This window comes from Klebsiella sp. BDA134-6 (assembly GCF_015601345.1).
GTDB lineage: Bacteria > Pseudomonadota > Gammaproteobacteria > Enterobacterales > Enterobacteriaceae > Klebsiella > Klebsiella grimontii.
The window spans coordinates 109,680-135,782 of sequence record NZ_CP064785.1 but is presented as its reverse complement, the minus strand read 5'-3'; the positions used below and the strand labels follow the sequence as shown (position 1 = coordinate 135,782).

The window sequence follows — 26,103 nt, the reverse complement described above, 5'->3', positions numbered from 1 at the left end:
CCGATGGAGAAACCCATGCACTTACACCTCACTGAATCCTCAGCCCGTCCGGGAATGCTGGTTACTGCCGAAGCGGAGCGCGAATACTGGCTGAGTCGCCAGAAAGCAGCGGTGAAAGCGCCCGCTGAAATCGACGTTCACGCCTTCCATGATGCGCTGGGCCTGATGTACCCGCTCAACTGGTCAACGAGTGAGAGCGGCGGCTGGGAGACGTTCATGCTGCAGGAAATGGTCTGCGGTGACGTGACTGAGATTTATGCCCGCTACGGAGCCAGATATTTCCGGCTGCGGGATGTATGCAACCTGAGTCATGCGCAGATTAAAACGCGCATTAAGGAGGGATTTAACTTGTTCCAGAAATGAAAAAAGCAGGGAAAACCCTGCTTCATCCACGCCGTAAAAGTCGCGGTAACGATTGATACGGCTATTCAAATCAACTTACGAGGTTCATATGAATTTAACTATTGTTTCACCTTCCACTGGCGCTGTAAAGACCCGCCGTCATCAACGCATTCTGCGTCATGACATCGCCGCACAGGAGATTAACCCGGCGCTGAAGGCCTTCGGGCGGCATATTGCCCGGAGCGTTCGCAAGGGGCGCGGCGTCCATATTCCCGCGATGAACAACACCGCCTTCGGGCAGGTGCTCCGCACGCTCGAACTTAAACGCGCATTTAACTGATAAGGTGAGCCGCTCCTTAGGGAGCGGCAACAGGGTATTGCCGCCGAAGTGGTTACGGGCAACACCCTGACGATGCAGTTCCGGCGGGTAAGATACACTCCCGTGTACTATCTCAATGACTTTGAAAAACGGCTGGCTGACCTGAACCGGTTCAGGGCTATGCGGGACTTTATACACGGGATACAGGAGGCTGCGTAAATAACCGGAAGGGCAGGGGATAACCTGCCCGACTGCGGAAAAAGGCCGCGCACCTTCGGTGCAGACTAATACCGGCTGCGCTACGCGCCGCCCACATTAGTCCGTCGCGGGTTTCTCTCTTCAGTATTATTTATTTGTTACTGTTATATATCATCCGGCATCCTGCTGTTTATCTCTTCTGGTATTTATCCTTTGCACTGAAAATAATAAATACTGTCCGGGCGTCGTCCCTGGCGGGACACGGCTGTTGTGAACAGAGCCAGCAAGCTGTCTCTGCCCTGTCGGGCTTCCATCCTGACGCAAATTCAAAATCGCGCTTGCTGCATCCTTGTCAGGATGCGCCGCTCTCACCGTGGCGATAAATTCCCGCCACTCTGAGGGCCTGAACGTTAATTCGATAAAGACTGAATTGACGTTCAGGGTTGTGTGCAAACTCGTCCCCGCGCTATATCGCCCGACATCATCTTTTCGCGGAGGGCGGCTTTTAGCATCAGTCGTGGCGAAAATAAAGGGGTGTATAAACGCTTCGCGCCCCTTTATTTCCTCCCCGGCGGCTGCAAATTGTCCTTTGCCGCTCAGTGATGAAGTCGAACGATTTAATAAACCGCAAAGGAGAAATTCAGCATGCACACAATAAACGTCAACACCAACGTCAAAACCGCCACTCGTGAATCAGACGAACAATTTAAAACAGACAAATATCTGCGTTATGCCGTCACCGATGGCGATGAGCGTCTGGATTTTATCCCGGCCCTCTTTTTTACGCCGTCAGCGGATAATATGGCCGCGAGCTGGCTACGTCAGCATTCTGATTACAACGGCGGTTTCTGGTCTTACTGGATCATTCCGCAGGGTATCGGCGGAAATATTACGCCTAATCGCATCCAGTTCATCACTACGCAGACCGGATATATTGCGCCAGTAGGTGAGCAGCGCTACATGATGAGCATTCCCGGAAATTATTTTGAGGGTGAGGTCAGTGCCGATACAGCAGGAATTATTGCTACACTAATGATTATGAACTGGCTGTCGTGGCAGGTGGCAGATATGGGACCGGAATATACCCATGTCTGTAAACATCTCGTATCCCGGCAGGATGCGCTGAAGGATTATCTCGACATAATTCATCATCCCGAGCGGCATTTAGTCTGGCGTGCGATTGATTAGTCGAATAACTGAAAAAAGACCTCAATCACGAGGTCTTTGATTTTTATCGGGCCGGAGCTGTTCTACATTTTTATTTGCCTTAATGGCCCGGTAGATAGTCTCAATTTTTCTCGCATATGCCAGTCGTCTCATGGCCTGCCTGTCTGTTCTGCGGAATCCCGCATTGTAGGCTCCGACTGCCTCCCAGCTGATGCCCCACTTCTTAAAAGCCAGCGCCAGATAATACGCGCCAGTGTAAATATTCAGGCAAGCATCTGTAAGAAGATGCTCCGGTTTTATACCGAACTGTGATAGTTGGGTATGGTGCTGGGAATCGATTTGCATCAGTCCGGCACCGTAGCCCGATCCCGGATTTTTCCCGATGGCATTCACCACCCATTTAGACTCCTGCCATGAAATAGCCCGGAGCAGATCCGGATCTATTTGATAATCCCGACCCGCCATATCAAAACAATCCGTAGCCCATGCAGGTGTGGATATTAATAGCAGGGCAGCAAACGCCAGTTTTTTTCTCAAAAGACTCCCTCCGGGCCGATTCCTGCAAATACGTTAACCCAGACCAGAGCCAGACTCAACAAATATGCACTCCTCACCACAAAATCACCACACCCCACGCAAAATTAAAATTTTGCAGAATGATATTTAAGAACAATGAGTTAGCTGCAATGATATTAATCTTTGTTATACATTATTATGTTAATGCAACTTGTCTGAGACTTATGCGTAAGTTTGCTGTAAGTCTTTGACGAGTTTTATCCGACTCATTTATTTATTTTCAAGATGTTATGACAAGTTGACTCTAAACTTAAGTTCCCGTGTGAGTCGTAAAACAACTTACTTAAACTCTAGGCTTAAGTTTAGAGTTGTAATTAAGTTAGACTCGCGTTATCGTCTGATAATAATATCGCAAATTGAACAGGTTTAAATAAAGGAAGCTTATGGCCAGGGTCCAAGCGTATGCCAGCGATGAAGTAGCTGAGAAAATCCAAATGATTGTTGAAAAACGTAAAGCCGAAGGGGCGAAAGAAAAGGATGTTAGCTTTTCAAGTGTTGCGTCAATGCTTCTAGAATTGGGGTTGAGAGTTTATGAGGCTCAGATGCAACGTAAAGAATCTGGCTTCAACCAGACTGAGTTCAATAAGGTATTGCTTGAAAATGTGTTAAAAACTCAGTTTGCAATATCAAAAGTCCTGGCGATGGATTCGCTCAGTCCCCACATAAAAGGCGACGAACGTTTTGATTTCAAATCGATGGTTTTAAACATAAAGGATGATGCTAAGGAAGTGGTGGACAGGTTTTTCCCAGAGCAGGATGAAAAAGAATAAATTTACGATATTTATTGCTTTTTAAATTCAATAAAAAAGAAGAATGATCTGGGTTTTATAAGTGACATGGACGATAAGGGAATATAGAATACTTACAGTGAAGTAATAAAATTTGTTGAAGCGTTGACGCCCGGGGCTGGTACCCCCTGACGTCAACTATCCATAGTGTCCTTTACTGGAGGCGCCTATGTGTGCGAAGGATCGTAGTCAATTTGCTGTACGCCGTCAAACAGAATCCATTCAGAATGTTGCCGAAATGCTTAACATTTCGTCGAGTCCTTCTTTTATTCGCAATTCCTGTGGTCAATTAATCTACTCCAGCCCTCTTTTTGATCAAGTTTTTTTAACAAAATGCGATCGTAAATCTTGGTTTTCCTCCATTTCCATCGATGCAGGTATGGAGTTGATTCAATCAGAGCTTAAAGCATTAACATCAAGAACTGCTTGCCTTGTGAAAAATGTAAAGGCTGAAAAGCAAGTGTGGACAGTATTTATAGAGTGTATCACTTTGAATAATGAAGTTTTCACTAAATGGGTTTTTCTAAATGAGGTTAATAGTGTTATTGATCGTTCGGGGAAGTATGATGCATTTTCTTCAAGGATGGAAAAGTATTTAGCAAAGGTTGCAAATATGGCTAGCTCTGAATGGGCTGTTCTGAATCTTTATTCTGTTGGGTTCACTCATTCAACCATTTCCAAAATAACAGGGCTGGAAGAACAAACATCTAAGAACGTTGTTCATAAAATGAGAAAAGAATTAAACTGTCCTGATAGAGACTACATTATTTTATCTTTATTGCATTCTTGTAGTTACAGCAAGATTATTCAAAATGTTATTGAAGTGCTAAGAGCGCACTGTTAATGATTTGTTAATCTTAAAAGTACGAAACGTACTCTTTATTTGTAAAAATAATTTACTCATGGTTTTTGTGTAAATAGTTTACTTTTTATTGTGTCAATGTAAGACTTATTAAGGTTTATTAAGTGAATCATTGGAGGACGATTGGAAAGAGCGATTAGGAGTAACGCGCGACCAGCGCCAGGACAACATGTGCTTCTAAGGTTAGATGAAGATACTAATCGTCGTCTAATTAAAGCAAAAGACAGGAGTCGAAGAAGTAAGACTTCTGAGGCATATCTGCGTTTGAAAGATCATCTTGAAAGATTTCCTGATTTTTATAATTCCGATATCACTGAGCCAGGAGGTAAGCAGACATAAAAAATTAATTGAAGTGACATGATCGTAATAACCTAACCATTCTTTTTAAAGGAAATAAATATGAATGCTGTATTAAGTGTTCAGGGCACTGCTGTCTCTGAAGAAACTAAGCCGTCTTTTCTGTCCCGTGTTTTCAACAAAAAGAAAGCCCTGAAAGTCGCTAAAGCTGCGCTGCCGGTTGCTGCTGTGGCGGCGTTCTTCCCGGAAGTTGCGATGGCTACCACCACGACTGATCTGATGAAGTCTGGTGATACCACAGTCAAAGGTACCTTCGGTAAGTCTTCCAGTGTGGTCAAGTGGGTGGTTCTGGCAGAAGTTATCGCGGGTGGCATCATGTACATGATGACCAAGAACGTGAAATTCCTGTTCGGCTTCGCCATTATTTCCACCTTTATCACCATCGGTATGTCGGTCGCCGGTTACTGACAGGGAATAAGTGATGACGGGAGACGAATTAAAGAAATACCGTTTCCCGGAAACACTGACTAACCAGTCCCGCTGGTTTGGTTTATATCTCGATGAACTTATCCCGGCCGTGATTTGTCTCGGCTGGGGTTTCTGGACCAGCAAGTTCATATTTGGTATGGCTGCAGCGGCACTGGTTTTCTGGGGTATCAAGAAATTGAAAAAAGGGCGGGGCAGTTCCTGGCTACGCGACCTGATTTACTGGTATCTGCCAACCTCCCTTCTTAAAGGTTTCTTTCATGATGTTCCGGACTCCTGTTTCCGGCAGTGGATTAAATAAATTATCGGGGAAATAACATATGGAACATGGTGCCAGGCTAAGCACCACGCGCGTCATTGCGCTGGGTTATATCTGTCTGGGGACAGTCCTGACACTCAGTCTGACCACAAATATTATCCAGGGCATTAATAACTATCGCCTCCAAACAGAACAGAAAGTAGCGGTTACACCGATGTTATTCAGCGCGCCATTTGCGGTATCGCAGAATCAGACTGACGCTTCGTATCTTGAACAGCTGGGCCTGAGTTTTATTGCACTGCGTCTGAACGTCACACCGGAAACAGTTGATGCCCAGCATCAGCAACTGCTCCGGTATGTATTACCTGCATCGCAGAACAGCCTGAAAGTCCAGTTGGCTGAAGATGCAAAACGAATAAAAGAAAATAATGTCAATGCGACTTTTTATATGACGTCTGTCCGTGCGTATCCGGCGGAAAGCAGGGTTGATGTCAGGGGAGAGCTGAAAACCTGGATTGGCGACTCGAAGCCCTACAGCGAAATTAAAAGTTATGTCATTCAGTTCAGTCGTGTCGATGGTGTCAGCTGGCTGGCGCGTTTTGGAGAAATAAATAATGAAAAAAATTAACCCGTTATTTATTTCAGGTTGCCTGTTATTTACGGTGCCTGCGATGCCGGCCACGCTCAGTGGTACGCTGGCCCCGACCGTGGTCCCCCTGACAAACGGCGGACAGGCCAACATTGCGGTAAGTAACACTGACCCGAACCTTTTCACCGTGCCCGGGGACCGGATCACTGCAATTAACAGCCTGGACGGCGGCCTGACAAACCAGGAACAGACCGACAGCGGCGGAGCCATTCTGGCAACCCTCAGCAAGAAGCCGTTCACCTTTATTGTGGAAACCGAACGCGGCCTGAACTTCTCCATCCGTGCCGTGCCCCGCGCCGGCGTAGGAAGAACCATTCAACTGGTCAGCGAAATGGCGGGAACGCCGGGACCGGCAAAAGCCTGGGAAGAATCAAACCCGTATGAATCTGTGCTGGTCTCCCTGAACCGTGCCGTTCGCCAGGGCAGTATTCCTGGTGACTATCAGTCTGTCCCTGTCACGTCTGAGATGCTGCAGGTATCTGCTGGCCTGCGTGCCACCGCAGAAAAAGTCTGGACCGGTCATCACCTGAAGGTCGTCCGTTACAGTCTGGATAATGTCTCCCTGTCACCCCGCATGGTGCGTGAAAGCGATTTCTGGCAGCCAGGTACGCGTGCCGTCATGCTCAGCACGCCGGCAGGTCTGCTGACAGCCGGTGGTCGTATGCAGGTCTGGGTCACGACGTCGGATGCAGGAGGAAGTCGCTGATGGCGAACTTTAATACGCTGATTAAACGTAAACAGTACCTCTGGCTGGGGCTCATTCTTGTCGGTGGCACGGCTGCTGTTGGTGGCGGACTGTATCTGTCAGAACTGAACCTGAGTTCTGATGAAGAGGCCCCTGTGCAGGGTGAACCCGCACCAGATATGACCGGGGTAGTCGACAGCAGTTTCAACAGCAAAGTGGAACAGCATGCAACGACCGAGATGCAGGCGACGGCGTCTGATCTGAACAAGCGTTTTGCATCCTTGCAGGGAGAAGTTGAGCTGCTCAGTAAGGCGCGCACGGCTGACCAGATACGTATCGACAAACTCAGCAATGACAATGTGGCCATGCAGGAGCAACTGAAGGCGCTGGGTGTTAAGCCGGCTGTCTCTGGCGGTGAACCTGCGCCAACACCGCCGTCTCCTCCACCCGGCCCGGAAGGCGAGCCGCAGCCTGCCGCTTACCCGCCGCAGTCCGGCGCCGCGGTACCGCCTCCGACAGCATACTATCCGGGCAATGGCACGGTCCCGCCGCCACAGGTCAGCTACCAGTCGGTGCCGGTACCGAACCAGATACAGCGTAAAACCTTCAGCTACAACAAAGGCAAAAAAAGCCGGGAGCTGCCCTATATCCCTTCCGGCAGCTTCGCGAAGAGCATCCTGATTGAAGGGGCCGACGCGAATGCTTCTGTGACAGGGAATGAATCCACGGTACCGATGCAGCTGCGTGTTGTGGGTCGGGTGGAGATGCCGAACAGCAAAACGTATGACCTGACCGGTTGCTTTGTCGGTCTCGAAGCCTGGGGGGACGTCTCCAGTGAGCGCGCCATCGTTCGTACCCGGAACATCAGTTGCATCAAAGGCGACAAAACCATCGACCAGCCGATAGCCGGGCATGTGTCCTTTATGGGCAAGAACGGCGTGAAAGGTGAAGTGGTCATGCGTAACGGGAAAATCCTCGGCTGGGCATGGGGCGCCGGGTTTGTTGACGGGATTGGTCAGGGAATGGAGCGTGCTTCTCAGCCGGCTGTGGGGCTGGGCGCTACGGCGACAGTCGGCGCTGGCGACGTACTGAAGATGGGGATTGGTGGCGGTGCATCTAAAGCGGCGCAGACGCTGAGCGAGTATTACATCAAACGCGCCGAGCAGTATCACCCGGTCATTCCAATTGGTGCCGGCAATGAGGTTACGTTGGTCTTTCAGGACGGTTTCCAGCTGAAAACTATCGAAGAGCTGGAAGCGGAAAAAAATGGGCAACAGCAGGCGCAGAACCAGGTGCCGGTAGCGCAACCTGAAGCGCAGCAGTCAGGCAGTAACCTGAACGGGTTTAACACTGACGAGATGCTGAAAAAACTGGGCAAGCTTGACCCGCGCCAGTTCTCACCAGGCGGAGAAGCGCAGGGAGAAAATCATGGTTAAATCCCGCGCCTCTCACAGAACTGGCAAAGACACAGGTTACGGGCAACGTTCAGGGCGAGCCTGAATTAATAACAGAAAATTGACGGGAAATATCATGAAGGAATTAATGCTGTTAATTCCTCTGGGCAGCGCTTTGCTCTTAACCGGGTGCGCGGGCACAGAGACGGAATTCGAATGTAATGCCACGACATCGGATACCTGTATGACGATGGAGCAGGCGAATGAGAGAGCGAAGGCCCGGGAGGAAAGCGCCTCCGCAAAGCCGGCTGCGGCCGGGTTGCCACGACTGGCTGACGGCAACTTCAGAACGCCGTCGCAGGTATCCTACCCACTGCCGCCGCAACCGACTCTCACTGCAACCGGTACGGTTTCAGTGACAACGGCGGCAGCGAAGCCGGCAGGCATACTGAGCACACCGACAGCACATCAGGTACAAAACGCCAGCAACCGGACCGCGCCGCTCACTGCCACGCCGGTCAGCCAGACATTTCGTTCACCTGCGACGCTGCCGGGCAATTATCCCCGCCCACTCAGGAAGGGAGAACAGACGGCATCCCTGTGGATAGCTCCGTATATCGATTCTGAAGACGTCTATCACCAACCCACAGCGGTTGTATTTGTTGTTACACCATCGGCATGGGGCCAGCCCCGGATTAACTGATAACCCGCACACCAGCGCTATTAACGGCGCGGTGCGCGCTTTCTTATCACTGGCTTTATAACGAGTACCCTCTGCGTTGAAAGGGATGGGCGGTAGCGTGTTCAGAGAAAGGTATGGCGCTCATGTATCTTTGTGTCGGGGCATACTTCATTATGAGAGTTAATTATGAGTGATGTTTTAATATTTACATATAAACTTGTTCAGCTTGATTCGTTTTATATATTTTATTTTTCTCTCGCTATTGGTATGGGGGCGATAGTTGGATATTTTGCATCAAAGCCGCTTGAGGGTAAAGTATTACGCAGTTGCATGTTCTCTGGGGTTTTAATTCTTCATTTTATAACTGCTCTTGGAATTTTGTCACCAGAGGATACTTATAAAGAAACTATGTTTAGAAAAAATGATATTAAATACACATTAACAAATTGCAAGATATCAGCTTTCGATGCTCAACAAGGATGTAATGGGAGAAAAGACGCATGGGCCTGTCCTGATGGTATAACCCGCTATCTTCCCGTTAAGTACAGGGGGAAAGGAATCTCATCTGGAAAAAATAAAGATTACCCATGAAGAACGCTGGGAGAGAGTTATGCGTGAATAGTTATACTTAACCACACATTAAGGATGCTCAGGATAATTATGATTGAGTTAATAAAGTGGTCGATGGCGTTGGTAATTACATTGGCCAGTTACTGCCTGCTTTTTTCTTCTGATAGTAATACCGTGCCCGAAGATATCTCTCATCACTGGAAGAATGACTGCCGGTTGCTGGAATCGAATATTGACAGGGGGGTTCTCTCTCCTGCGCAAAACCGGCTTCAGTGTGGTGACGTTATTGAAAATGTCAGTGCGGCGGATTATGACAGAGCGATAAATGGTGATGAGAAAATATCAACCATCGCAGAGTTAACCGAAGAACTATTCGGCCGCTAATTTATAAATGGAGACAGTAAGGTATGCATACCTTTATTTTTCTGGTGCTGATGACGCAGAGTAGTGGTGGTGGGATCTGGAATGTTACACCCATGCCCAATACGGATGTCTGCCTGAAAATGCTGCGGGCAATCGAAGCACGCGGAGGCCGGGGCCATAGAAGTAGTACAGGGGAGTGCATTGAAGTTAAAACCCGCGAGCCTTTGAACAGTGCGATAGAAACAATAAACGGAGGAAGACAATGAGAGGATCGTACCTTGCGGGGAATGATTTCGGATGGCTTATTGGGGTATGCCTGATTCTTTTTGTTATTGGTGTTGTCGGTGCACTGGCAATGGTTGCTATCCCTGAAAAATTCAATCTGCGCGTTAACAGAGGTGATACATTCATATACAGTGCACTTATAGCGTCGGTTGGGTTTTGCGGGATGTTCGTCATCTCCATTCACTCCTTTACGATGGATGAACTCGAAGCAGGAAGACACTGGAAAAACGACTGTAAGTTGCTTGAGGTAAACATCCCGACAGGCACGTTTACCGATTCTGTTAATAAACTGGACTGTGCCGGCATCATCATTAATGTGCCTGTTTCTCAGTATGATGAGTATATCAGTCAGTGGGAATTGTATAAGGCTAAAAACAAATGAAATTAAAAAAAGCGACAAAATACGGGTCTTTGTTTGTTCCTGTTATCTACTGGCTTATTTATCTTGCAATCAGGTTTACTTATAATGGCGTCATTACTGATAATGGCGTTGTTTATGGGTATGGTCAGCTTTTTTTTCAAAGTGTGCGATATGATGGTGTGTTCATTATATGCAGCCTTTTGATGTTTTACCTTCTTTGCATTAGGGTTGATATCGGTGACAGAGAGTTCTTAGGCATCCTTTTATTCTGCATTGTGTCCTTTCATTTGGTGGCCTTGATTGTGACGTTTCTTATATGTTTATGGAAGGGGGCGTTATTATGGGACGTTATTTTTATCGGGCAAATGGGTATCTCCACGCTATTGCTGTTTTTTATACCTTTTTTAACTTTTTACTACGGCGATTAAAATGCTTTTTCTGACATATTCATAATCCACCATTTTATCTTTTCAATGCTTATTTAACACCCTCATTAAGGAACGCTCGCATGAGTAATAACCTCATGGATACCGTCGCGCAGGCCGTGAACTCGCTGGTATCTGCGCTGAAATTGCCTGACGAATCAGCTAAAGCCAACGACACGCTCGGAAGTATGAATTTCCCGCAGTTTAGCCGGGTGCTGCCTTACAAGGATTATGACTCTGCGACCGGGCTTTTTATCAACAGCAAGACGGTCGGGTTTATGTTTGAAGCCCGACCTTTACCCGGCGCCAACGCACATATTGTATCATCGCTGGAAAACCTGCTGCGTACAAAGCTGCCCCGTAATGTACCGGTGACTATCAGTCTGGTTTCCAGCAAACTGGTCGGGGACGATATTGAGTATGGATTACGGGAATTCAGCTGGAGCGGTAAACAGGCGGAAAAATTTAATGCTATTACCCGTGCCTACTATCTCCGGGCGGCAGAAACACAGTTTTCTCTGCCTCCTGGAATGGATTTACCACTGACACTACGTAACTACCGCGTCTTTATCTCCTGCTCTGTCCCCCGAAAGAAAAATTCGAAAGCCCAGATTGTTGAGCTGGAAAACCAGATAAAAATCATCCGGGCCTCCCTGCAGGGCGCGCAGATCCCTACCCGGATCCTGGATGCTCAGGGCTTGGTGGATATGGTACGCGAGCAGGTTAATCCTGACCCGGGTGAAATGTATCGTAAGCCCTATAAACTGGACCCGTATCAGGACCTGAATTATCAGTGCGTCGACGACAGCTTTGATATGCAGGTGACGGCAAACCACCTGAAAATAGGCCTGCTGGATCGGAACGGCAATGAGAAGGTCACGAGAGTGACGAACTATCATCTTGCACGGGACCCGGAAATCGCGTTTCTCTGGACCAGTGCTGATAACTACGCCAACCTGCTTAACCCGGAACTGTCCATCTCATGTCCTTTTGTCATCACGCTGACGCTGATGGTGGAAGACCAGGTTAAAACCCAGAATGAAGCCAATCTGAAGTTTCTGGATCTGGAGAAAAAGAGCAAAACCTCCTATGCGAAATATTTCCCGTCCGTCGAAAAGGAGGTAAAGGAGTGGGGCGATATCCGCCAGCGACTGGCGACCAACCAGTCCTCCCTGGTGTCCTATTTCTTTAATATTACCGCGTATACGCCCGATAACGCAGAAGCCTCTCTGGCTACCGAACAGGAGATCCTCAACAGCTACCGCAAGGGAGGCTTCGTGCTACTTTCTGCTCGTTATCACCATCTACGAAACTATCTGGCCATGCTGCCGTTTAAATCAGGAGAAGGCCTGTTCAAAGAGCTCCAGTCGGCAGGTGTCGTTAAACGGGCTGAAACCTTTAATGTGGCCAACCTGTTACCCGTAGTCGCCGACAGTCCACTGGCGCCAGCAGGGTTACCTGCACCAACTTACCGAAACCAGCTGGCGTTCATCGACCTGTTCTACGAGGGAATGAACAACACCAATTTCAACATGGCCGTCTGCGGGACTTCCGGCGCGGGTAAAACAGGTCTAATCCAGCCGCTGGTTCGCAGCGTGCTCGACTCCGGCGGGTTTGCCTGGATATTCGATATGGGCGACGGCTATAAGTCACTGTGTGAAAACATGGGCGGGGTCTACCTCGACGGCGACTCGCTGAAATTCAACCCGTTTGCCAACGTTCTTGATGACGCCAATTTTGACCTGTCCGCCGAGCGTATCCGCGATCAGATGTCAGTGATGGCGAGCCCGAACGGGAACCTTGATGAGGTCCATGAAGGTCTGCTCCTGCAGGCGGTACAGGCGGCCTGGCTAAGCAAACGTAATAAAGCGCGTGTTGATGATGTGGTCGATTTCCTCAAAACGGCAAAGGACAGTGAGGAGTATGCCGATTCACCGACCATCCGCAGCCGCCTCGATGAGATGATAATCCTGCTCGACCAGTACACGGTGAACGGGATATACGGCGACTACTTCAACTCTGATGAGCCTTCACTGCATGATGATGCGCGAATGGTAGTCCTTGAACTCGGAGGCCTCGAATCGCGTCCGTCACTGCTCGTTGCGGTTATGTTCTCACTCATTATCTACATCGAAAACAGGATGTATCAGTCTCCGCGAAGTCTGAAAAAACTGAACGTCATTGACGAAGGCTGGCGACTGCTGGACTTCAAAAATGAAAAAGTCGGGACCTTTATTGAGAAGGGGTATCGTACGGCGCGCCGGCACCTCGGTTCATATATCACCATCACCCAGAATATTGTGGATTTTGACTCGCCCACGGCATCCAGTGCTGCCCGGGCCGCCTGGGGGAACTCCTCCTACAAAATTATCCTCAAGCAGTCAGCCAAGGAGTTTGCCAAATATAACCAGCTGTATCCTGACCAGTTCACCCAGATGCAGCGGGACATGATTAACAGTTTCGGTTCCGCAAAAGACCAGTGGTTTTCCTCCTTCATGCTGCAGGTGGAAGCACATACCTCCTGGCATCGTCTGTTCGTCGATCCGCTCAGCCGGGCAATGTACTCGTCAAGCGGCGGAGATTTTGAGTACATCAAAAGCCGCAGAAAAGAGGGCATTGATATTCACGATGCGGTGTACGAACTGGCCTGCCGGAACTTTACGGATGAAATGACCGAACTCGAGGCTCGTATAGCACGTGATAACATAAGGAGTGCAGCCTGATGGAACAAACCACTGAACAACAAACCAGAACAACGCCCCTCAACTTCCGCCGGGTGTCGATCATCCTTGCCCTTATCCTTTTTACTCTGGCGACCAGCGTCTTTCTCTCGGGCGTGGTACTGGAATACACCACACCGCGGGTCGTGGCTTTTGATATGAAAAAGACGCTCGACAGCTTTATGGGCAGCGTCAGCCAGAAGCAACTGACGGAGGCTCAGTCAAAAGCGCTCTCGGACAGGTTTAATGATGCGCTGGAGAAAAGCCTGGCGGATTATCAGCAGCAGCATCATGTGGTCATTCTGGTTTCACCCGCAGTTGTTCAGGGCGCGCCCGATGTGACCCGCAACATCCAGCACGACATTGCCCGTCGGATGAAAGGAGCACAGCAATGATACGACTGAAAGGCTGCCTGCTCGCCAGCTGTCTTTTGTCGCCGCTGACACAGGCCGCTGACCTCGGTACCTGGGGGGATTTATGGCCCGTCCGTGAACAGGACATGCTACAGCTCATCACGCAACGTCTGCAGACGCTGCAGACCACAGGAAAGTGGGACCAGACGATGGATGAGTTTAAACAGCGTGTCATTGAGAACAGCCAGCGTCCGGTCCCGGTGGAGGGGATTAAGCGTGCTGAGAAGTACGAGCAGCACTGGTTTGACCCCAGTATCCGTCTGACCGAAGACCTGAAGGACAATGAGGGCCGGGTGTTTGCCCGAAAGGGGGAGGTGGTGAATCCCCTGAAAACCGTGCCGTTTGTGCAGACTCTGTACTTCATTAACGGGGATGATGCCGACCAGGTGGCCTGGATGAAACGCCAGGTCCCGGAAACCCTGATGAGCAAGATTATCCTGGTGCGGGGCAGCGTCCCTGAGACTTCAGCTGCGCTGGACAGCCGGATTTATTTCGACCAGAACGGCGTGCTGAGCCAGCGCTTTGGCCTGACCACGGTGCCGGCACGTATCACCCCGGCGCCGTCCGGTGAACGGCTGAATATTGAGACCTTCCCTGTAAAGTAAGGATGTTCTGTGAAAACCCTGACTCTCCTTCTGAGTGCCCTGACGTTATGGGGGTACAGCCTCAGTGCGGCTGCTGACCCTTCCTGTGAGGGGCGATTCGTTAACCCGATCACCGATGTATGCTGGCGCTGTATCTTTCCCCTGTCGCTCGGCAGCGTCCAGGTTGGCAAAGGCGACCAGCCTGATACCAGCAATCCCGGCAGTCCCCTGCAGCTTTGTCCGGCTCCGCCACCGCTGTTTGTTCGCCCCGGTCTGGCCATTGGGTACTGGGAGCCCATGGCGATGACGGACGTCAGCCGTTCGCCGGGCTGTATGGTCAATCTGGGGGGATTCAGCATCAACCTCGGCAAGACCGGCATGGGAACGGCGAAAAAAGACGACAAGCAGGTGAACGGAGCCTTCTATCACGTTCACTGGTACAAGTACCCGCTGACCTACTGGCTGAACATCATCACGTCAGCAGGCTGCCTGGAAGGGGGGGATATGGATATCGCGTATCTCTCCGAGATTGACCCGACCTGGGTGGACAGCAGTCTGACCACCATTCTGAATCCTGAAGCCATTCTGTTTGCCAACCCCATCGCACAGGGGGCGTGCGCGGCTGACGCGATGGCCAGCGCATTTCATATGCCACTGGATATTCTGTTCTGGTGTGCCGGCTCTCAGGGATCGATGTACCCCTTCAGCGGCTGGGTCAGCAACGAGTCCAGTCCACTGCAGTCCTCGTTACTGGTCAGCGAGCGCATGGCCTACAAGCTTCACCGGCAGGGCCAGATTATGGAGAGCATCGGCAAGGACAAGGCGGTCTGTTATGAGTACCCGTCCCCGATCATTCCTAAAGAGCGCTGGCGCTATCAGATGGTGAATATGTATCCGGACAGCGGCCAGTGTCACCCTCTGGGGCGCAGCGTGATGCGCTGGGAAGCGGGACGAAATCCCCCCAACTCACGAAAGAACTACGGCTATCTGATGTGGCGTAAACGTAACTGCGTCTTCCTCTGACAGGAGTCTCCGATGAAATTTATTAATGCGATGATAGTGATGGCCTTACTGACCATGAAGGTGTGTGGGGCCGTTGGCCCGACAACCGAAGACAGAGCCTGGCTGAAACAGCAAGAAGATCTCAGCGAGAAGTTACGCCTGAATCCGGACAGACAGCTGCAGCAGGAGCTGGAAGCGCAGATTAAGCGTAATCCACTCAACAGATCAGACAGTCAGTTTATCGATGATCTGCTCAGCAAGCAGAAGGCGTCAAATCAGGAAAAACCAGCCGAAGGGGCGATTTACTTTGTCTCCTTCTCGATACCGGAAGAAGGGCTGAAGCGGATGCTGCATGAAACCCGTCAGTTCGGCATCCCGGCGACGCTGCGGGGATTGGTTAATAACGACATGAAGACCACCGCTGACGCGGTGATGCAGCTGGTAAAAGACGGGGTCACAGACGGGATGCAGATCGACCCGACATTGTACGCGCAGTACAACATCCGGAGTGTACCGGCCCTGGTGGTCCGGTGTCAGGCCGGCTATGACGTGGTGCGCGGCAATATTCGTGTGAAACAGGCGCTGGAAAAAGTCGCGGAAACGGGAGACTGCGCACAGACGGCCCGACAGATGCTGGGAGCGCTGAAATGAAATGCCTCCCGGTTATTCTGGTGCTTCATGCATTCGTCCTGAGTACCTTCATCTGGCTGGCATCACCTGCCTGTGCTGACAGCGGTACTGACTATAAAGCCGGATCGGATTTTGCGAAGCAGGTGCAGGGCAGTGGTCTGGACTCGCTGAAAAATTTCAGCGGTGAACAAAACCTGCCCGGGTATACCGACAGCCCGGAGCAGACAAAATACTACGGCGGTGTCACCGCCAGCGGAGACAGTTCCCTGAAGGGGGACTCGGCCTCTGAATTCAGTCAGGGGGATACCGGCAAAATCATTACGGAGTCGTTCACGAACCGGCCTCCGGATCTGATTTCCCCGGATGCACCGTTTATTCAGGCAGCGAAGGATACGGAGTCCCGGGCGGACAGTATCATCGGTGATACCGGACAGGCCTGTACAGCTCAGGTGGTGAATCGGAGTGAATTTACGAATCATACCTGCGAACGCGACCTGCAGGTCGAGCAGTACTGTATGCGGACAGCGACCATTACCGGTCACTATAACGATACGACGACGACAGACGTGTACAGCGTGGCGTTGAAGGATGCCTGGCAGGAGGGCGACCAGGTGAAAGTCCGCTTCACCTTCGGCGTAACGGGCACGCTTATCCATGCAGAAGCACAGTATTTCATTACCAGTCTGCCGAATTATGCGCCTCCGGGGCAATCGAGAACGCTGTATGGCCTTGGCGGTTCTGTCCATGTTGAAGGGGGGCAGGAATGGAAAACACTGTCCGGCGCCGGATATCAGGTGACGGAGGGGCAGGAAGAGATCATGACCATCCAGTTGCACGATAAATCCCAGGTCAGCTACTTTGCCGGCGTGCTGGCCCGGAATCTCCGCTCCGGTTACATAACCCTGAACATCCGCGCCACGATGCAGGTCGCCTCGAAAGAATGGGAACCTGACATCACCTGGGTTGAGAACTGCGCCTTTAACAAAGATGAAGGAAACAAAACATCGTCAGAATGTACTGAGCCGGGAAGTACGAAAGAAGTCTGGCAGGATGGGAAAGCGTACCCGGTTTATCAGGCGTGCTGGGCTTACAGGGACACGTATATTACTCAGCCTGCAGATTTTGGTGCCTGCCAGTCCCTGATGGATAACAAAGCCTGCACGCTGTCATCACGGCAGTGTGCGTTCTCCAGTGAAGAGGGAACCTGCCTTCATGAATACGCCACGTTCTCCTGTGAGACTCGTACGAGCGGGAAACAGATGATATGTGGCGGGGATGTGTTCTGCCTCGATGGAGAATGCGATAAGGCCGTCTCCGGGAAGAACAGCGATTTCGCTCAGGCAGTATCAGAGCTTGCAGCGCTGGCCGCAGCGGGGAAGGACATTGCTGAGCTGAACGGCGTTGATGTCAAGGCCTTCACCGGCAACGCACAATACTGCAAAAAGTTCGCCGCCGGGTTCAGTAACTGCTGCAAGGACAGTGGCTGGGGACAGGACGCGGGACTGGCCCGCTGCAGCAGCGAAGAGAAAGCGCTGGCCAAAGCGAAAACCGACAAGCTGACGATCAGCATCGGGGAGTTCTGTTCAAAGAAAGTGCTGGGTGTGTGTCTGGAGAAAAAACGCAGCTACTGCCAGTTTGATTCAAAACTGGCGCAGATTGTTCAGCAGCAGGGACGCAACGGCCAGCTGCATATCGGATTTGGCGGCGCGAAAAGCCCGGACTGTCGGGGTATCAGCGTGGATGAGCTTCAGCTTATCAACTTTGACCAGCTGGATTTCACGAACTTCATGGAGGATTTAATGAATAACCAGTCTATTCCTGAGAACTCAGTGCTGACAGAAAAAACGAAAGAACGCATCAAAGAGCTTCTCACCCAGTCTTCAGCAAAGTAACTCCTTATTAATAACATATCAAAGGTGATTAAATGGCCGAGTCATTCATGGTCGTTGTTCTGCTTGTGGTCTTTCTTTTCATTCCGACTGGTATTGCCTTATGTATGTCAGGCCGCAGTCTGCTCCTGATATTCCTGGGTGCCCTGGCGTGCCAGACGGCTGTTGCCGTTGCATTTGCCGTGCTGTCTGCCCGGGGCTGGTCTGAGTCGATGGGGATGGGGGCAGCATCACTCATCTTCTATGTTATCGGGCTGCACAAAACTGACGGTGTAAAGCGGAATACTCATAACGGGAGAGAAAAGAATGAAAGTTAATTTTCACAAACATCCTGCCGTCGATTTTTCTCTGAGACTGGCGCTGACGATAATTATTATTTCTCCGGTGCTGTACTTTTCATGGGATGCCGTCAAAGGAACTTCAGGCAGCGATTATGTCCTGAGCGTTATCTTTATTCTGGTCACGGGTGGTGTCAGTCTTGTGAATTATCTGTTTTTTTCTGCCATTGCGACTGCCATTGAAAAATGCTTCAAAAAATGAAGGTGTATAAATGAAGTTGGTGAACATAATTAACCAGTTAAAAAAATGGCGCAAAGTTGCAGGAATGGTCTTTGTGCTTGTCTTATTGCCTGTCTGCATAGCTAAGCTGTTGACGAGCGACGATATTTTTGTGGTTGCTTCGTCTCTTTTCTTTATTATATTGCTCACAATATTAGCCAGGCGTCTTCTGCCATAAAGACGGTCATCACTTTGTTAATCAGCAAAATAAACAGGAGTGTTCATGGAAGAGAAAAAGTCGTACGGGATGGTGATGATATTTGTCAGCATGTTTGTTGCTTTTCTGGTGAGCATCATATCTTACAGCCTGTGGCGGGATAAACAGATTAATGCGTTTATGGCCACCAACCGCGCATGGGGTATCCAGTGTGACCGAATTTCTCAGGCCGCCTGGGTGGTTAAAGAGGGGGAGCGGGTGTCTCTGGAAATGGAGAAACTTCCTTTGTACTGCAATGGTTACCGCTTTGAAGCCCGAAATGACGCAGGAAAAACGATACGTCTTCTCAGTAAATACAGTGTTTATCAGTACCTGTCACGCCAGCCGCTCTAATTCATAAAAAGGTATTTACCATGCGAAAAATACATGCCGCCATCCTGGCGGGGTACCTTTGCTGCACCCTGATGCCGGCGTATGCAAAAGACGCCGGCTGGCAGTGGTACAACGAAAAACTGAAGTCCCGTGAAGAAGAAAATCCGCCAGTACCGGCGGCCCCACCGCCGAAAATGGATATTCTTGCGAAACTCTCTGCATTACAGAGCGCCACAAAACGCTCGCTGTATGAAGCCATTCTGTATCCGTCGTCAGAGAATTTCGTGAAGTACTTTCGGTTGCAGAACTACTGGACGCAGCAGGCAGGCCTGTTCTCGATGAGTGCGAAGAAGGCCATGCTGGAAAACCCGGAGCTCGATTACAACCTGCAGTACAGCCACTACAACGGCACGGTAAAAAACCAGCTGGCTGCCGACTATGCCGAACAGCGTCAGGCTATCTCCACCCTCGCACAGCACTACGGCGTGATGTTCTTCTACCGCGGGCGCGAAGCTATCGATGGCCAGCTGGTCCAGGTGATTAAAAACTTCCGCGAAACCTATGGCCTGAGCGTGATACCGGTGTCGGTTGACGGTGTCATTAACCCCATTCTGCCCGACAGTCGGACGGACCAGGGGCAGGCTGCACAGCTCGGCGTGAAGTTCTTCCCAGCAATGATGCTGGTCAACCCGAAAAGCGGCCAGGTGAAGCCGCTGAGTTACGGCTTCATCAGCCAGGACGACTTGGCAAAGCAGTTCCTCTACGTCTCCAGCGACTTTAAACCCAATTTTTGAGGATTAACGGATGATTTATTTCCGGGTAGGATGTGTGGCTTTGATTTTAATAACCACTCCAGCACTGGCATCAGAAATAATGGGTGTTCCTGAGGGTAGTCGGATTTTTTGGTTTGGGATCTTTCCAGCAATATGCTTGCTTTTTCCTGTTTTACTTGGCTCAATAAATACTGGTAAAAATTTTCTTTGTGAGTATTTGGTGTGTGCATTAACTGTTCTGACTGTTCAGATACCATTTCTCGTTAAAATATCCTCACACTCTTATTTTTTCCTGTTCATTATAGCCGGGGTTGTGCAGACTATTATTCCACTGGTTGTGCATGTGGGTATGCTTGCAGTTGTTTCGGGGGACCATTCTGGTTTGATAAAAAGAAATGTCTGCATTAGTGGAGCGTCTTTGGCAATGGCGCTCTGCGTTTGGTTTGGAATCATGTGTCTATTTAAATAATAAGGATGCTAGTTTCTCTCCAAATATATCGTTGAATTTATAGTAGATTGCAAACTGAATAAGAAAAATCCACACCATAAACAAGAAAAGGGCAGTGCGAGCCTTGGTTAGTTGAATGATATAAATGAACGCCATTTGAAACATCCAGTATAACAATCCCAAAATTGTTAGTAGGCATAATGTAATGACAATGTAGTCCGGAATGTTTTGAGGGGGCAGTGAAAGAGATAAAATATATGCAATGAATATTATTGCCGCATTTCCTAAAAGAGTTTCCCGGATAAGGTCCCTGATTGTCAGGAGTCTGTCTTGTCTGTCTTTATCTATTTTTATGTCCATTCTCTCTCCGAACTCTATTGATTGTAGTTTGGTCTGATGCGCGGTAATGAGTAAAGCACATTCAAAAACTTAAGTCTAAAAACTGAAGGATGATATATGCGAAAGATTCGGTTCCCCGATTTGGATATTACGGGAATGTGGGTGCTGGCCGTGGGAGTGTTTTCCCATCTGATAGCCAGGCTTGTCAGAAAACAGCCTGAAATGGCCGTGCAGGCCGCTGAAATTCTGGGATTAGGAATGGTCATCTTCGGCGGGTACCGCATTCTCAATGCCCTCATTGCTGAAGCCGAAAAGGAGGAGGAAGCCCGTGAAAAGCAGCCTGAAGAACACAACTAAAACAGCAGCAACCACAGCAACTTTACTCCTGGCCCTCTCCGGCATGGCGCTCGGGGGAACGCTCGATGAGGTGAAGTCACTCTGGGACCCGCAGGGCATCTCCGGTGTGGCATCAGCCTCCCGGCAGGATGATGCTCCTCGAGCTGTGATGCCTGCCACACAGCCTCGCTGGCTCCGTCTCAGTAACGGCAGGCAGGTGGACCTGCGCGACTGGAAAGTCGTACTGTTCATGCAGGGGAAATGTCCGTACTGCCATAAGTTTGACCCGGTGTTGAAGCAGCTGGCCGGACAGTACGGCTTCCCCGTTTTCCCCTATACCATCGACGGGCAGGGCGATGAGGCATTTCCCGAGGCGCTGCCGGTCCCCCCGGACGTGATGCAGACCTTTTTCCCCAATATCCCGGTGGCCACGCCAACCACGTTTCTGGTCAATGTGAACACCCTGGCGGCGTACCCGATTCTGCAGGGGGCCACAGATGCACAGGGCTTTATGGCCAGAGTTGATACGGTATTTCAGATGATGGAGAACCCGAATAATGGATAATCTCAACAAAATATATTCTTCGATACCCGTACTGGAAAGAAATAAACGCCTGAAGTTAACCCGGCAAAAGAGATTCGATGTTTATTATTGTCTCGCTTTTATGTTTGGTTTTGCCGGATTATTTCTGTGGTGGGGAAGCCATGCTTATTTCAATGTGTTCACTGAGCTGTTAGCCCCAGCGGTAGATATCGGCGCGGCGAAGAACATCATGAATCTGTGGAATGTTCTGATGTATTTCGTACCCTTTATTCTTTTCTCACTTTCCATTGGATGTCTGGCAACGGCTTTGCTGGGAGTACTGATGGCCGAACTGGCTTTCTGGTTTGAATATGCCTTTGAAAAAAGCTTCCAGCGATATTTAAACCGCAACCTTCGACGGAAAAATAAAATGAAAGAAGGAGAGCCTGATGTTCATCCGTAAACCATTATCGGTGCTTTGTGGGATGTTGTTAGGGGTGTCATTGACGGCGGCCGCAGATGTTAACGGCGACATGAACAACTTCTTCAATAAGCTCGGGTTTGCGTCCAATACCAGCCAGCCACAGGTCTGGCAGGGGCAGGCGGCGGGTTACGCCTCCGGCGGTTCGCTGTATGCCAGAACGCAGGTGAAAACTATCCAGCTGGTCAGCATGACTCTGCCGGATATCAACGCCGGCTGCGGCGGCATCGATGCGTACCTGGGCTCATTCAGCTTCATTAACAGCGAGCAGCTGCAGCGCTTCGGAAAACAAATCATGTCCAACGCCGCGGGCTACTTCTTTGATCTTGCCCTGCAGACCACGGTACCCGAAATCAAAACGGCCAAAGACTTCCTCCAGAAGATGGCCAGCGACATTAACAGCATGAACCTCAGCTCGTGCCAGGCCGCACAGGGCATTGTTGGTGGCCTGTTTCCCCGTACCCAGGTGGCACAGCAGAAGGTCTGCCAGGACATTGCCGGAGAGAGCAATATCTTTGCCGACTGGGCGGCATCGCGTCAGGGCTGTTCGGTCGGCGGGCAGATGGGTAAGGTGCAGGATAAAGCCAGCGATAAGGACAAGGAGCGCGTCATGAAGAACATCAACATCATGTGGAACGCCCTGTCCAAAAACCGGCTCTTTGACGGCAATAAGGAACTGAAAGAGTTTGTGATGACGCTGACCGGGACGCTGATTTTTGGCGAGAACAGTGAAATTACTCCACTGCCGGCACGCACAACAGATCAGGACCTGATTAAAGCCATGATGGAAGGTGGGACGGCTAAAATCTACCACTGCAACGATTCTGAAAAATGCCTGAAAGTAGTCGCAGACGCGACGGTCACCATAGCCGCAAGCAAGGCGCTGAAAAACCAGATATCTGCTCTCTTGAGCAGTATTCAGAATAAGGCCGTTGCAGACCAGCCGCTCACGGAAATGGAAAAAGGCTTTATCTCCAGCACGACCATCCCGGTGTTCAAATATCTTGTCGACCCGCAGATGCTCGGCGTGTCTAACACACTCATCTATCAGCTGACGGACTATATCGGCTACGACATTCTGCTGCAGTACATTCAGGAGCTCATCCAGCAGGCCCGGGCGATGGTCTCAACCGGGAACTATCCGCAGTCGACGATGGATTTAATCCTCGAAAACCTGAATCAGGCGAGTGTGCAGATTGCCGCCTTCCAGTCTCGTGTCCAGGTTCAGCAGGACGCGTTACTGGTTGTCGACCGGCAAATGAGTTACATGCGTCAGCAGGTTTCTGCCCGCATGATGACCCGCTATCAGAATAACTATCACTTCGGAGGGGGCCTCTGATGCAGGAAATCTATACCATCGCCGGAGGTGACTGGCTGCGGGGCAACCTGAACGCCATCGCTGCTTTCATGGGGACCGGTACCTGGTCGACCATCGAGAAAATGTGCATTGCCTTCTCGGTGCTGATAGTTGCCGTCAGCTGGGTGAAAAAACACAACATCATGGAGCTTGTCGGTTGGGTGTTTTCCCTGACCCTGGTCTCGATGCTGGTCGTGATCCGCACGCCTGTGCAGATAATTGACTACAGCAACGTGTCCCAGGTCTACAAAATCGATAATGTTCCGATTGGACTGGCCATTCCGGCGTCGCTGACCACGCGTGTGGGCAACGCCCTGGTGCAGAGCTATGAGATGATTTTCTCTCTGCCCGATAGTGTCACCTACAGTAAGACCGGGATGTTGTTCGGCGGAAACCTGGTGGCGAAAAGCACGGATTTTGTTTCGCAGAACCCCGAAATCACCACGCTGTTCTCCGACTATGTCCAGAACTGCGTGATGGGTGACATCTTTCTCAATGGCAAATACACCCTTGAAGAGCTGATGAACTCGTCCGATCCGTACACACTGGTATTTTCTAATCCCAGCCCGCTGAGAGGGGTATTCGATAAAAACAACAAGTTCCAGACCTGTCTGGAGGCTTCACGTGATTTGAAGTCAGCGTTAGCACTCGACTCTCAGACCGGCGGGAAAACCTGGAGTTATTATGTGCGCCAGCTGTTTGGTGGGAAACCGAATCCGGACCTGCTGTTCAGCCAGATGATTGGCGACAGTTACAGCTACTTCTACAGTTCAGGCCAGAGTGCCGGGCAGATTATCCGCCAGAACGTCACCATGAATGCGCTGCGCAACGGCATCCAGAGTTACGCGTCCCGCAGCGGCGATACTGCCAGCCTGGTGAACATCGCCAACACCATGTCGCTGGAGAAACAGCGTCTGGCCCAGGCCACGATGGGACATCAGGCACTACGTGCTCTTCCCATGATACAGACTGTCATCATGGGTATCATGATTGGATTATTCCCGATAATGATTATGGCAGCGATGTTCAACATGATGACGCTGCAGGTCCTGAAACATTATGCGTTTGGTCTCATATGGCTGCAGTCCTGGCCGTTACTGTATGCCATCCTGAACAGCGCGATGGCATACTACGCAAAACAGAACGGTGTTCCGGTCGTCCTGTCAGAGCTCTCACAGGTGCAACTGAAGAACTCAGATATTGCGACCACGGCCGGGTATATCTCGATGATGATCCCGCCGCTCAGCTGGGCGATGATAAAAAGTATGGGGGCCGGGTTCTCCAGCGCCTACAGCCACTTTGCCTCCTCGGGACTCAGTTCGACGTCCCAGGCCTCATCCAGTGTCGTGGACGGCAATTACTCGTTTGCCAATATGCAGATGGAGAACGTTAGCGGCTACAGCTGGGGCACCAACAGCTCGACCAGCTTCGGGCAGATGTCGCGGCAGTTGGGGAACGGGGCAATGAGCACGCAGACCAGGGATGGCTCAATAGTCTGGGACAGTGGTGGTGCAATGTCAAAACTGCCGGTGGATATCAACGTCGGTCGGCAGATAGCCAGTGCGCAGCAGCAGATGGCCAGAGAGTCGGATGTGCAGGCCGAAAGTGCGTTGCATGGCTATAACAACAGTGTGACAAGTGCCTGGAACAGTCTGAAGCAGTTTAGTAACAATATGGGGACCAGTTCCTCGATGACAACGGGTGCAGACAACACAGAATCTTCTCAGGACACGATGGCCAGAAGCAAAATGATGAATGCTGTTGACTCTTACGCAAAAGCCAATCAAATAAGCCGCGATGAAGCGTTCAGTCAGTTAATGGATAAATCAGTAAAAGGTGCGGTTTCTGGCGAAATTTATGGAAGTGCAAGAGCTGGTGCTGGTTTTGAAGTATTCGGTACAGGTGGTCATGTTGAGACAGGTGGAAAATTATCGGTTAGCGGCACTGCCAGTTCTGGCTCTCAGGACAATACAAGTGAATCTGGTCGCCATTCAAATACGAATAACCACGATCGCAGCAGCCAGGCTGTTAACGATTTCAGAGAAGCGTCTGATTACTTAACCAGTCATAAGACAACCACCTCCGGAAATGTTACTGATAATAATGCATCTTCTCGAGTTGACCAGTTTGCAGCGTCACTTTCAAGCGCGAAGAACAGCTATGACCAGTATACGACAAGCAAAACCCGCAGCCATGAATACAGCGATATGGCATCACGCACTGAAAGCATGAGCGGACAGATGAGCGAAAATCTGACGCAGCAATTTGCAAACTTTGTTCAGAAACAGGCGCCTCAGAATGCGGAAGCCATTCTGACAGATACCAGATCTCCGGAAATTGCCGCGCAACGAGAGGCTCTCGCCAGAGACTTTGTAAAATCTCAGGTTGAGCCAAAAATTGACGGGGCTTATCAGGAGGCCAGAGGTTCTCTTGGAAATGGTATGAGCAGTGTTTCCACTGGTGGCGGGCATGAAGGTGTTGTTTCTGACTACGGTCAGAATGTCACTAGCATTGACAATATGACGGTACAGGCCGGTATAAAACATGACGTAAGCAGTGGCGTAGATGCGCTAGTGTCTGAAAATCATCAAATTAATCAGGATGCTAGGCAAAAAATAACTAAACAGGAACAAGAGGTACAAAAACAAAATACAGACCTGCAAAACAACCACAATTTAGAGGGAAATAAAATTGACAATGAATACAATAGTAGAACATATGATCAAAAAGCTCTTCCTGGTGCAGATACAAGAGATGAGCTCTTAAGCAAAGCTCAGGATTATGAGAAGAATCATAAAAAATAAGTTGAGGGA

General features: G+C 50.1%; 35 protein-coding genes and 1 pseudogene. 34 read left to right on the top strand and 2 right to left on the bottom strand.

The window, feature by feature from the left end:
• Nucleotides 1–15: 15 nt before the first annotated feature.
• From IYV58_RS28120 to IYV58_RS28110, 3 genes and pseudogenes are all read left to right on the top strand, one after another.
• Nucleotides 16–363, top strand: a complete 348-nt coding sequence (locus IYV58_RS28120; RefSeq protein WP_195729747.1) for a hypothetical protein — start codon at nucleotides 16–18, stop codon at nucleotides 361–363.
• A gap of 88 nt (nucleotides 364–451) precedes the next feature.
• A complete protein-coding gene (locus IYV58_RS28115; protein ID WP_049071029.1) occupies nucleotides 452–682 on the top strand; it encodes a CCDC81 family HU domain 1-containing protein in 231 nt (76 codons plus the stop codon).
• A gap of 33 nt (nucleotides 683–715) precedes the next feature.
• Nucleotides 716–880, top strand: a pseudogene (locus IYV58_RS28110) (SAM-dependent DNA methyltransferase); the annotation flags it as partial.
• 150 nt (nucleotides 881–1,030) lie between these two features.
• Here the strand turns inward: IYV58_RS28110 and IYV58_RS28105 are convergent.
• The gene (locus IYV58_RS28105) at nucleotides 1,031–1,510 is read right to left on the bottom strand and encodes a hypothetical protein (RefSeq protein ID WP_195729804.1); all 480 of its coding nucleotides are present in this window, start codon (nucleotides 1,508–1,510) and stop codon (nucleotides 1,031–1,033) included.
• Between IYV58_RS28105 and IYV58_RS28100 the strand changes: the two genes are divergently transcribed.
• Nucleotides 1,505–2,047 (top strand): antirestriction protein, encoded by a 543-nt coding sequence (locus IYV58_RS28100; RefSeq protein ID WP_195729746.1) that lies wholly within the window; start codon nucleotides 1,505–1,507, stop codon nucleotides 2,045–2,047. The genes IYV58_RS28105 and IYV58_RS28100 overlap by 6 nt on opposite strands.
• A gap of 21 nt (nucleotides 2,048–2,068) precedes the next feature.
• Here the strand turns inward: IYV58_RS28100 and IYV58_RS28095 are convergent, their stop codons facing one another.
• Nucleotides 2,069–2,563: a transglycosylase SLT domain-containing protein gene (locus IYV58_RS28095; protein ID WP_413784956.1), complete on the bottom strand. Its 495-nt coding sequence runs from the start codon at nucleotides 2,561–2,563 to the stop codon at nucleotides 2,069–2,071.
• 422 nt (nucleotides 2,564–2,985) lie between these two features.
• Here IYV58_RS28095 and traM point away from each other — a divergent pair, with 422 nt between their 5' ends.
• The 30 genes from traM (at nucleotide 2,986) to traG (ending at nucleotide 26,094) form a co-directional block, all read left to right on the top strand.
• A complete protein-coding gene (gene traM, locus IYV58_RS28090; RefSeq protein WP_195729745.1) occupies nucleotides 2,986–3,372 on the top strand; it encodes a conjugal transfer relaxosome DNA-binding protein TraM in 387 nt (128 codons plus the stop codon).
• Between the two features lie 187 nt (nucleotides 3,373–3,559).
• On the top strand, nucleotides 3,560–4,234 hold the full coding sequence (locus IYV58_RS28085; protein ID WP_195729744.1) for a conjugal transfer protein TrbJ: 675 nt from the start codon (nucleotides 3,560–3,562) through the stop codon (nucleotides 4,232–4,234).
• A 153-nt stretch (nucleotides 4,235–4,387) separates the two neighbouring features.
• Nucleotides 4,388–4,591 carry a TraY domain-containing protein gene (locus IYV58_RS28080; RefSeq protein ID WP_171972759.1) on the top strand — a complete coding sequence of 68 codons (204 nt, stop codon included), beginning with the start codon at nucleotides 4,388–4,390 and terminating at the stop codon, nucleotides 4,589–4,591.
• A 60-nt stretch (nucleotides 4,592–4,651) separates the two neighbouring features.
• Entirely contained in the window at nucleotides 4,652–5,017 is a 366-nt protein-coding gene (traA, locus tag IYV58_RS28075; protein ID WP_142469910.1) for a type IV conjugative transfer system pilin TraA, read from the top strand.
• 13 nt (nucleotides 5,018–5,030) lie between these two features.
• Nucleotides 5,031–5,336, top strand: coding sequence for a type IV conjugative transfer system protein TraL (gene traL / locus IYV58_RS28070; RefSeq protein ID WP_020323523.1), 306 nt, complete (start codon nucleotides 5,031–5,033; stop codon nucleotides 5,334–5,336).
• 19 nt (nucleotides 5,337–5,355) lie between these two features.
• Nucleotides 5,356–5,922, top strand: coding sequence for a type IV conjugative transfer system protein TraE (traE, locus tag IYV58_RS28065; RefSeq protein WP_075912683.1), 567 nt, complete (start codon nucleotides 5,356–5,358; stop codon nucleotides 5,920–5,922).
• Complete coding sequence (gene traK / locus IYV58_RS28060) at nucleotides 5,909–6,649, top strand: type-F conjugative transfer system secretin TraK (protein WP_195729743.1); 741 nt, start codon at nucleotides 5,909–5,911, stop codon at nucleotides 6,647–6,649. Before traE ends, traK begins: the two co-directional genes overlap by 14 nt.
• Nucleotides 6,649–8,064: an F-type conjugal transfer pilus assembly protein TraB gene (gene traB, locus IYV58_RS28055; protein ID WP_195729742.1), complete on the top strand. Its 1,416-nt coding sequence runs from the start codon at nucleotides 6,649–6,651 to the stop codon at nucleotides 8,062–8,064. The genes traK and traB overlap by 1 nt, the downstream gene beginning before the upstream one ends.
• A 94-nt stretch (nucleotides 8,065–8,158) precedes the next feature.
• Entirely contained in the window at nucleotides 8,159–8,725 is a 567-nt protein-coding gene (gene traV, locus IYV58_RS28050) for a type IV conjugative transfer system lipoprotein TraV (protein ID WP_195729741.1), read from the top strand.
• A 165-nt stretch (nucleotides 8,726–8,890) separates the two neighbouring features.
• Complete coding sequence (locus tag IYV58_RS28445) at nucleotides 8,891–9,295, top strand: hypothetical protein (protein WP_227676971.1); 405 nt, start codon at nucleotides 8,891–8,893, stop codon at nucleotides 9,293–9,295.
• Nucleotides 9,296–9,364: 69 nt separating this feature from the next.
• Nucleotides 9,365–9,658, top strand: coding sequence for a hypothetical protein (locus IYV58_RS28040; protein WP_195729740.1), 294 nt, complete (start codon nucleotides 9,365–9,367; stop codon nucleotides 9,656–9,658).
• Nucleotides 9,659–9,681: 23 nt separating this feature from the next.
• Nucleotides 9,682–9,903, top strand: a complete 222-nt coding sequence (locus IYV58_RS28035) for a hypothetical protein (protein WP_195729739.1) — start codon at nucleotides 9,682–9,684, stop codon at nucleotides 9,901–9,903.
• Nucleotides 9,900–10,304 (top strand): hypothetical protein, encoded by a 405-nt coding sequence (locus IYV58_RS28030; protein WP_142473651.1) that lies wholly within the window; start codon nucleotides 9,900–9,902, stop codon nucleotides 10,302–10,304. The genes IYV58_RS28035 and IYV58_RS28030 overlap by 4 nt, the downstream gene beginning before the upstream one ends.
• Nucleotides 10,301–10,711: a hypothetical protein gene (locus IYV58_RS28025; RefSeq protein WP_195729738.1), complete on the top strand. Its 411-nt coding sequence runs from the start codon at nucleotides 10,301–10,303 to the stop codon at nucleotides 10,709–10,711. The genes IYV58_RS28030 and IYV58_RS28025 overlap by 4 nt, the downstream gene beginning before the upstream one ends.
• Before the next feature lie 80 nt (nucleotides 10,712–10,791).
• Nucleotides 10,792–13,431 (top strand): type IV secretion system protein TraC, encoded by a 2,640-nt coding sequence (gene traC / locus IYV58_RS28020; protein WP_075912693.1) that lies wholly within the window; start codon nucleotides 10,792–10,794, stop codon nucleotides 13,429–13,431.
• Nucleotides 13,431–13,823: a type-F conjugative transfer system protein TrbI gene (gene trbI / locus IYV58_RS28015; RefSeq protein WP_195729737.1), complete on the top strand. Its 393-nt coding sequence runs from the start codon at nucleotides 13,431–13,433 to the stop codon at nucleotides 13,821–13,823. The genes traC and trbI overlap by 1 nt, the downstream gene beginning before the upstream one ends.
• On the top strand, nucleotides 13,820–14,446 hold the full coding sequence (gene traW, locus IYV58_RS28010; RefSeq protein WP_075912695.1) for a type-F conjugative transfer system protein TraW: 627 nt from the start codon (nucleotides 13,820–13,822) through the stop codon (nucleotides 14,444–14,446). Before trbI ends, traW begins: the two co-directional genes overlap by 4 nt.
• A gap of 18 nt (nucleotides 14,447–14,464) precedes the next feature.
• On the top strand, nucleotides 14,465–15,448 hold the full coding sequence (gene traU, locus IYV58_RS28005; RefSeq protein ID WP_170873323.1) for a conjugal transfer pilus assembly protein TraU: 984 nt from the start codon (nucleotides 14,465–14,467) through the stop codon (nucleotides 15,446–15,448).
• 12 nt (nucleotides 15,449–15,460) lie between these two features.
• A complete protein-coding gene (gene trbC / locus IYV58_RS28000) occupies nucleotides 15,461–16,078 on the top strand; it encodes a type-F conjugative transfer system pilin assembly protein TrbC (RefSeq protein ID WP_075912697.1) in 618 nt (205 codons plus the stop codon).
• Complete coding sequence (traN, locus tag IYV58_RS27995) at nucleotides 16,075–17,949, top strand: type-F conjugative transfer system mating-pair stabilization protein TraN (RefSeq protein WP_075912698.1); 1,875 nt, start codon at nucleotides 16,075–16,077, stop codon at nucleotides 17,947–17,949. The genes trbC and traN overlap by 4 nt, the downstream gene beginning before the upstream one ends.
• Before the next feature lie 32 nt (nucleotides 17,950–17,981).
• The gene (locus IYV58_RS27990; protein WP_049071714.1) at nucleotides 17,982–18,263 is read left to right on the top strand and encodes a hypothetical protein; all 282 of its coding nucleotides are present in this window, start codon (nucleotides 17,982–17,984) and stop codon (nucleotides 18,261–18,263) included.
• The gene (trbE, locus tag IYV58_RS27985) at nucleotides 18,253–18,486 is read left to right on the top strand and encodes a conjugal transfer protein TrbE (protein ID WP_075912699.1); all 234 of its coding nucleotides are present in this window, start codon (nucleotides 18,253–18,255) and stop codon (nucleotides 18,484–18,486) included. Before IYV58_RS27990 ends, trbE begins: the two co-directional genes overlap by 11 nt.
• A gap of 241 nt (nucleotides 18,487–18,727) precedes the next feature.
• Complete coding sequence (locus IYV58_RS27980) at nucleotides 18,728–19,054, top strand: hypothetical protein (protein WP_075912701.1); 327 nt, start codon at nucleotides 18,728–18,730, stop codon at nucleotides 19,052–19,054.
• Nucleotides 19,055–19,074: 20 nt separating this feature from the next.
• Nucleotides 19,075–19,827: a type-F conjugative transfer system pilin assembly protein TraF gene (traF, locus tag IYV58_RS27975; RefSeq protein WP_075912702.1), complete on the top strand. Its 753-nt coding sequence runs from the start codon at nucleotides 19,075–19,077 to the stop codon at nucleotides 19,825–19,827.
• 34 nt (nucleotides 19,828–19,861) lie between these two features.
• Nucleotides 19,862–20,275 carry a hypothetical protein gene (locus tag IYV58_RS27970; protein WP_139316160.1) on the top strand — a complete coding sequence of 138 codons (414 nt, stop codon included), beginning with the start codon at nucleotides 19,862–19,864 and terminating at the stop codon, nucleotides 20,273–20,275.
• Nucleotides 20,276–20,710: 435 nt separating this feature from the next.
• Complete coding sequence (gene traQ, locus IYV58_RS27965) at nucleotides 20,711–20,950, top strand: type-F conjugative transfer system pilin chaperone TraQ (RefSeq protein ID WP_075912704.1); 240 nt, start codon at nucleotides 20,711–20,713, stop codon at nucleotides 20,948–20,950.
• Nucleotides 20,922–21,494 carry a type-F conjugative transfer system pilin assembly thiol-disulfide isomerase TrbB gene (trbB, locus tag IYV58_RS27960; protein ID WP_195729736.1) on the top strand — a complete coding sequence of 191 codons (573 nt, stop codon included), beginning with the start codon at nucleotides 20,922–20,924 and terminating at the stop codon, nucleotides 21,492–21,494. Before traQ ends, trbB begins: the two co-directional genes overlap by 29 nt.
• Nucleotides 21,487–21,915 carry a conjugal transfer protein TrbF gene (locus IYV58_RS27955; RefSeq protein WP_075912706.1) on the top strand — a complete coding sequence of 143 codons (429 nt, stop codon included), beginning with the start codon at nucleotides 21,487–21,489 and terminating at the stop codon, nucleotides 21,913–21,915. Before trbB ends, IYV58_RS27955 begins: the two co-directional genes overlap by 8 nt.
• Nucleotides 21,902–23,272: a conjugal transfer pilus assembly protein TraH gene (gene traH, locus IYV58_RS27950; protein ID WP_075912707.1), complete on the top strand. Its 1,371-nt coding sequence runs from the start codon at nucleotides 21,902–21,904 to the stop codon at nucleotides 23,270–23,272. The genes IYV58_RS27955 and traH overlap by 14 nt, the downstream gene beginning before the upstream one ends.
• Nucleotides 23,272–26,094 carry a conjugal transfer mating-pair stabilization protein TraG gene (traG, locus tag IYV58_RS27945; protein ID WP_195729735.1) on the top strand — a complete coding sequence of 941 codons (2,823 nt, stop codon included), beginning with the start codon at nucleotides 23,272–23,274 and terminating at the stop codon, nucleotides 26,092–26,094. The genes traH and traG overlap by 1 nt, the downstream gene beginning before the upstream one ends.
• The last annotated feature ends 9 nt before the right edge of the window (nucleotides 26,095–26,103 follow it).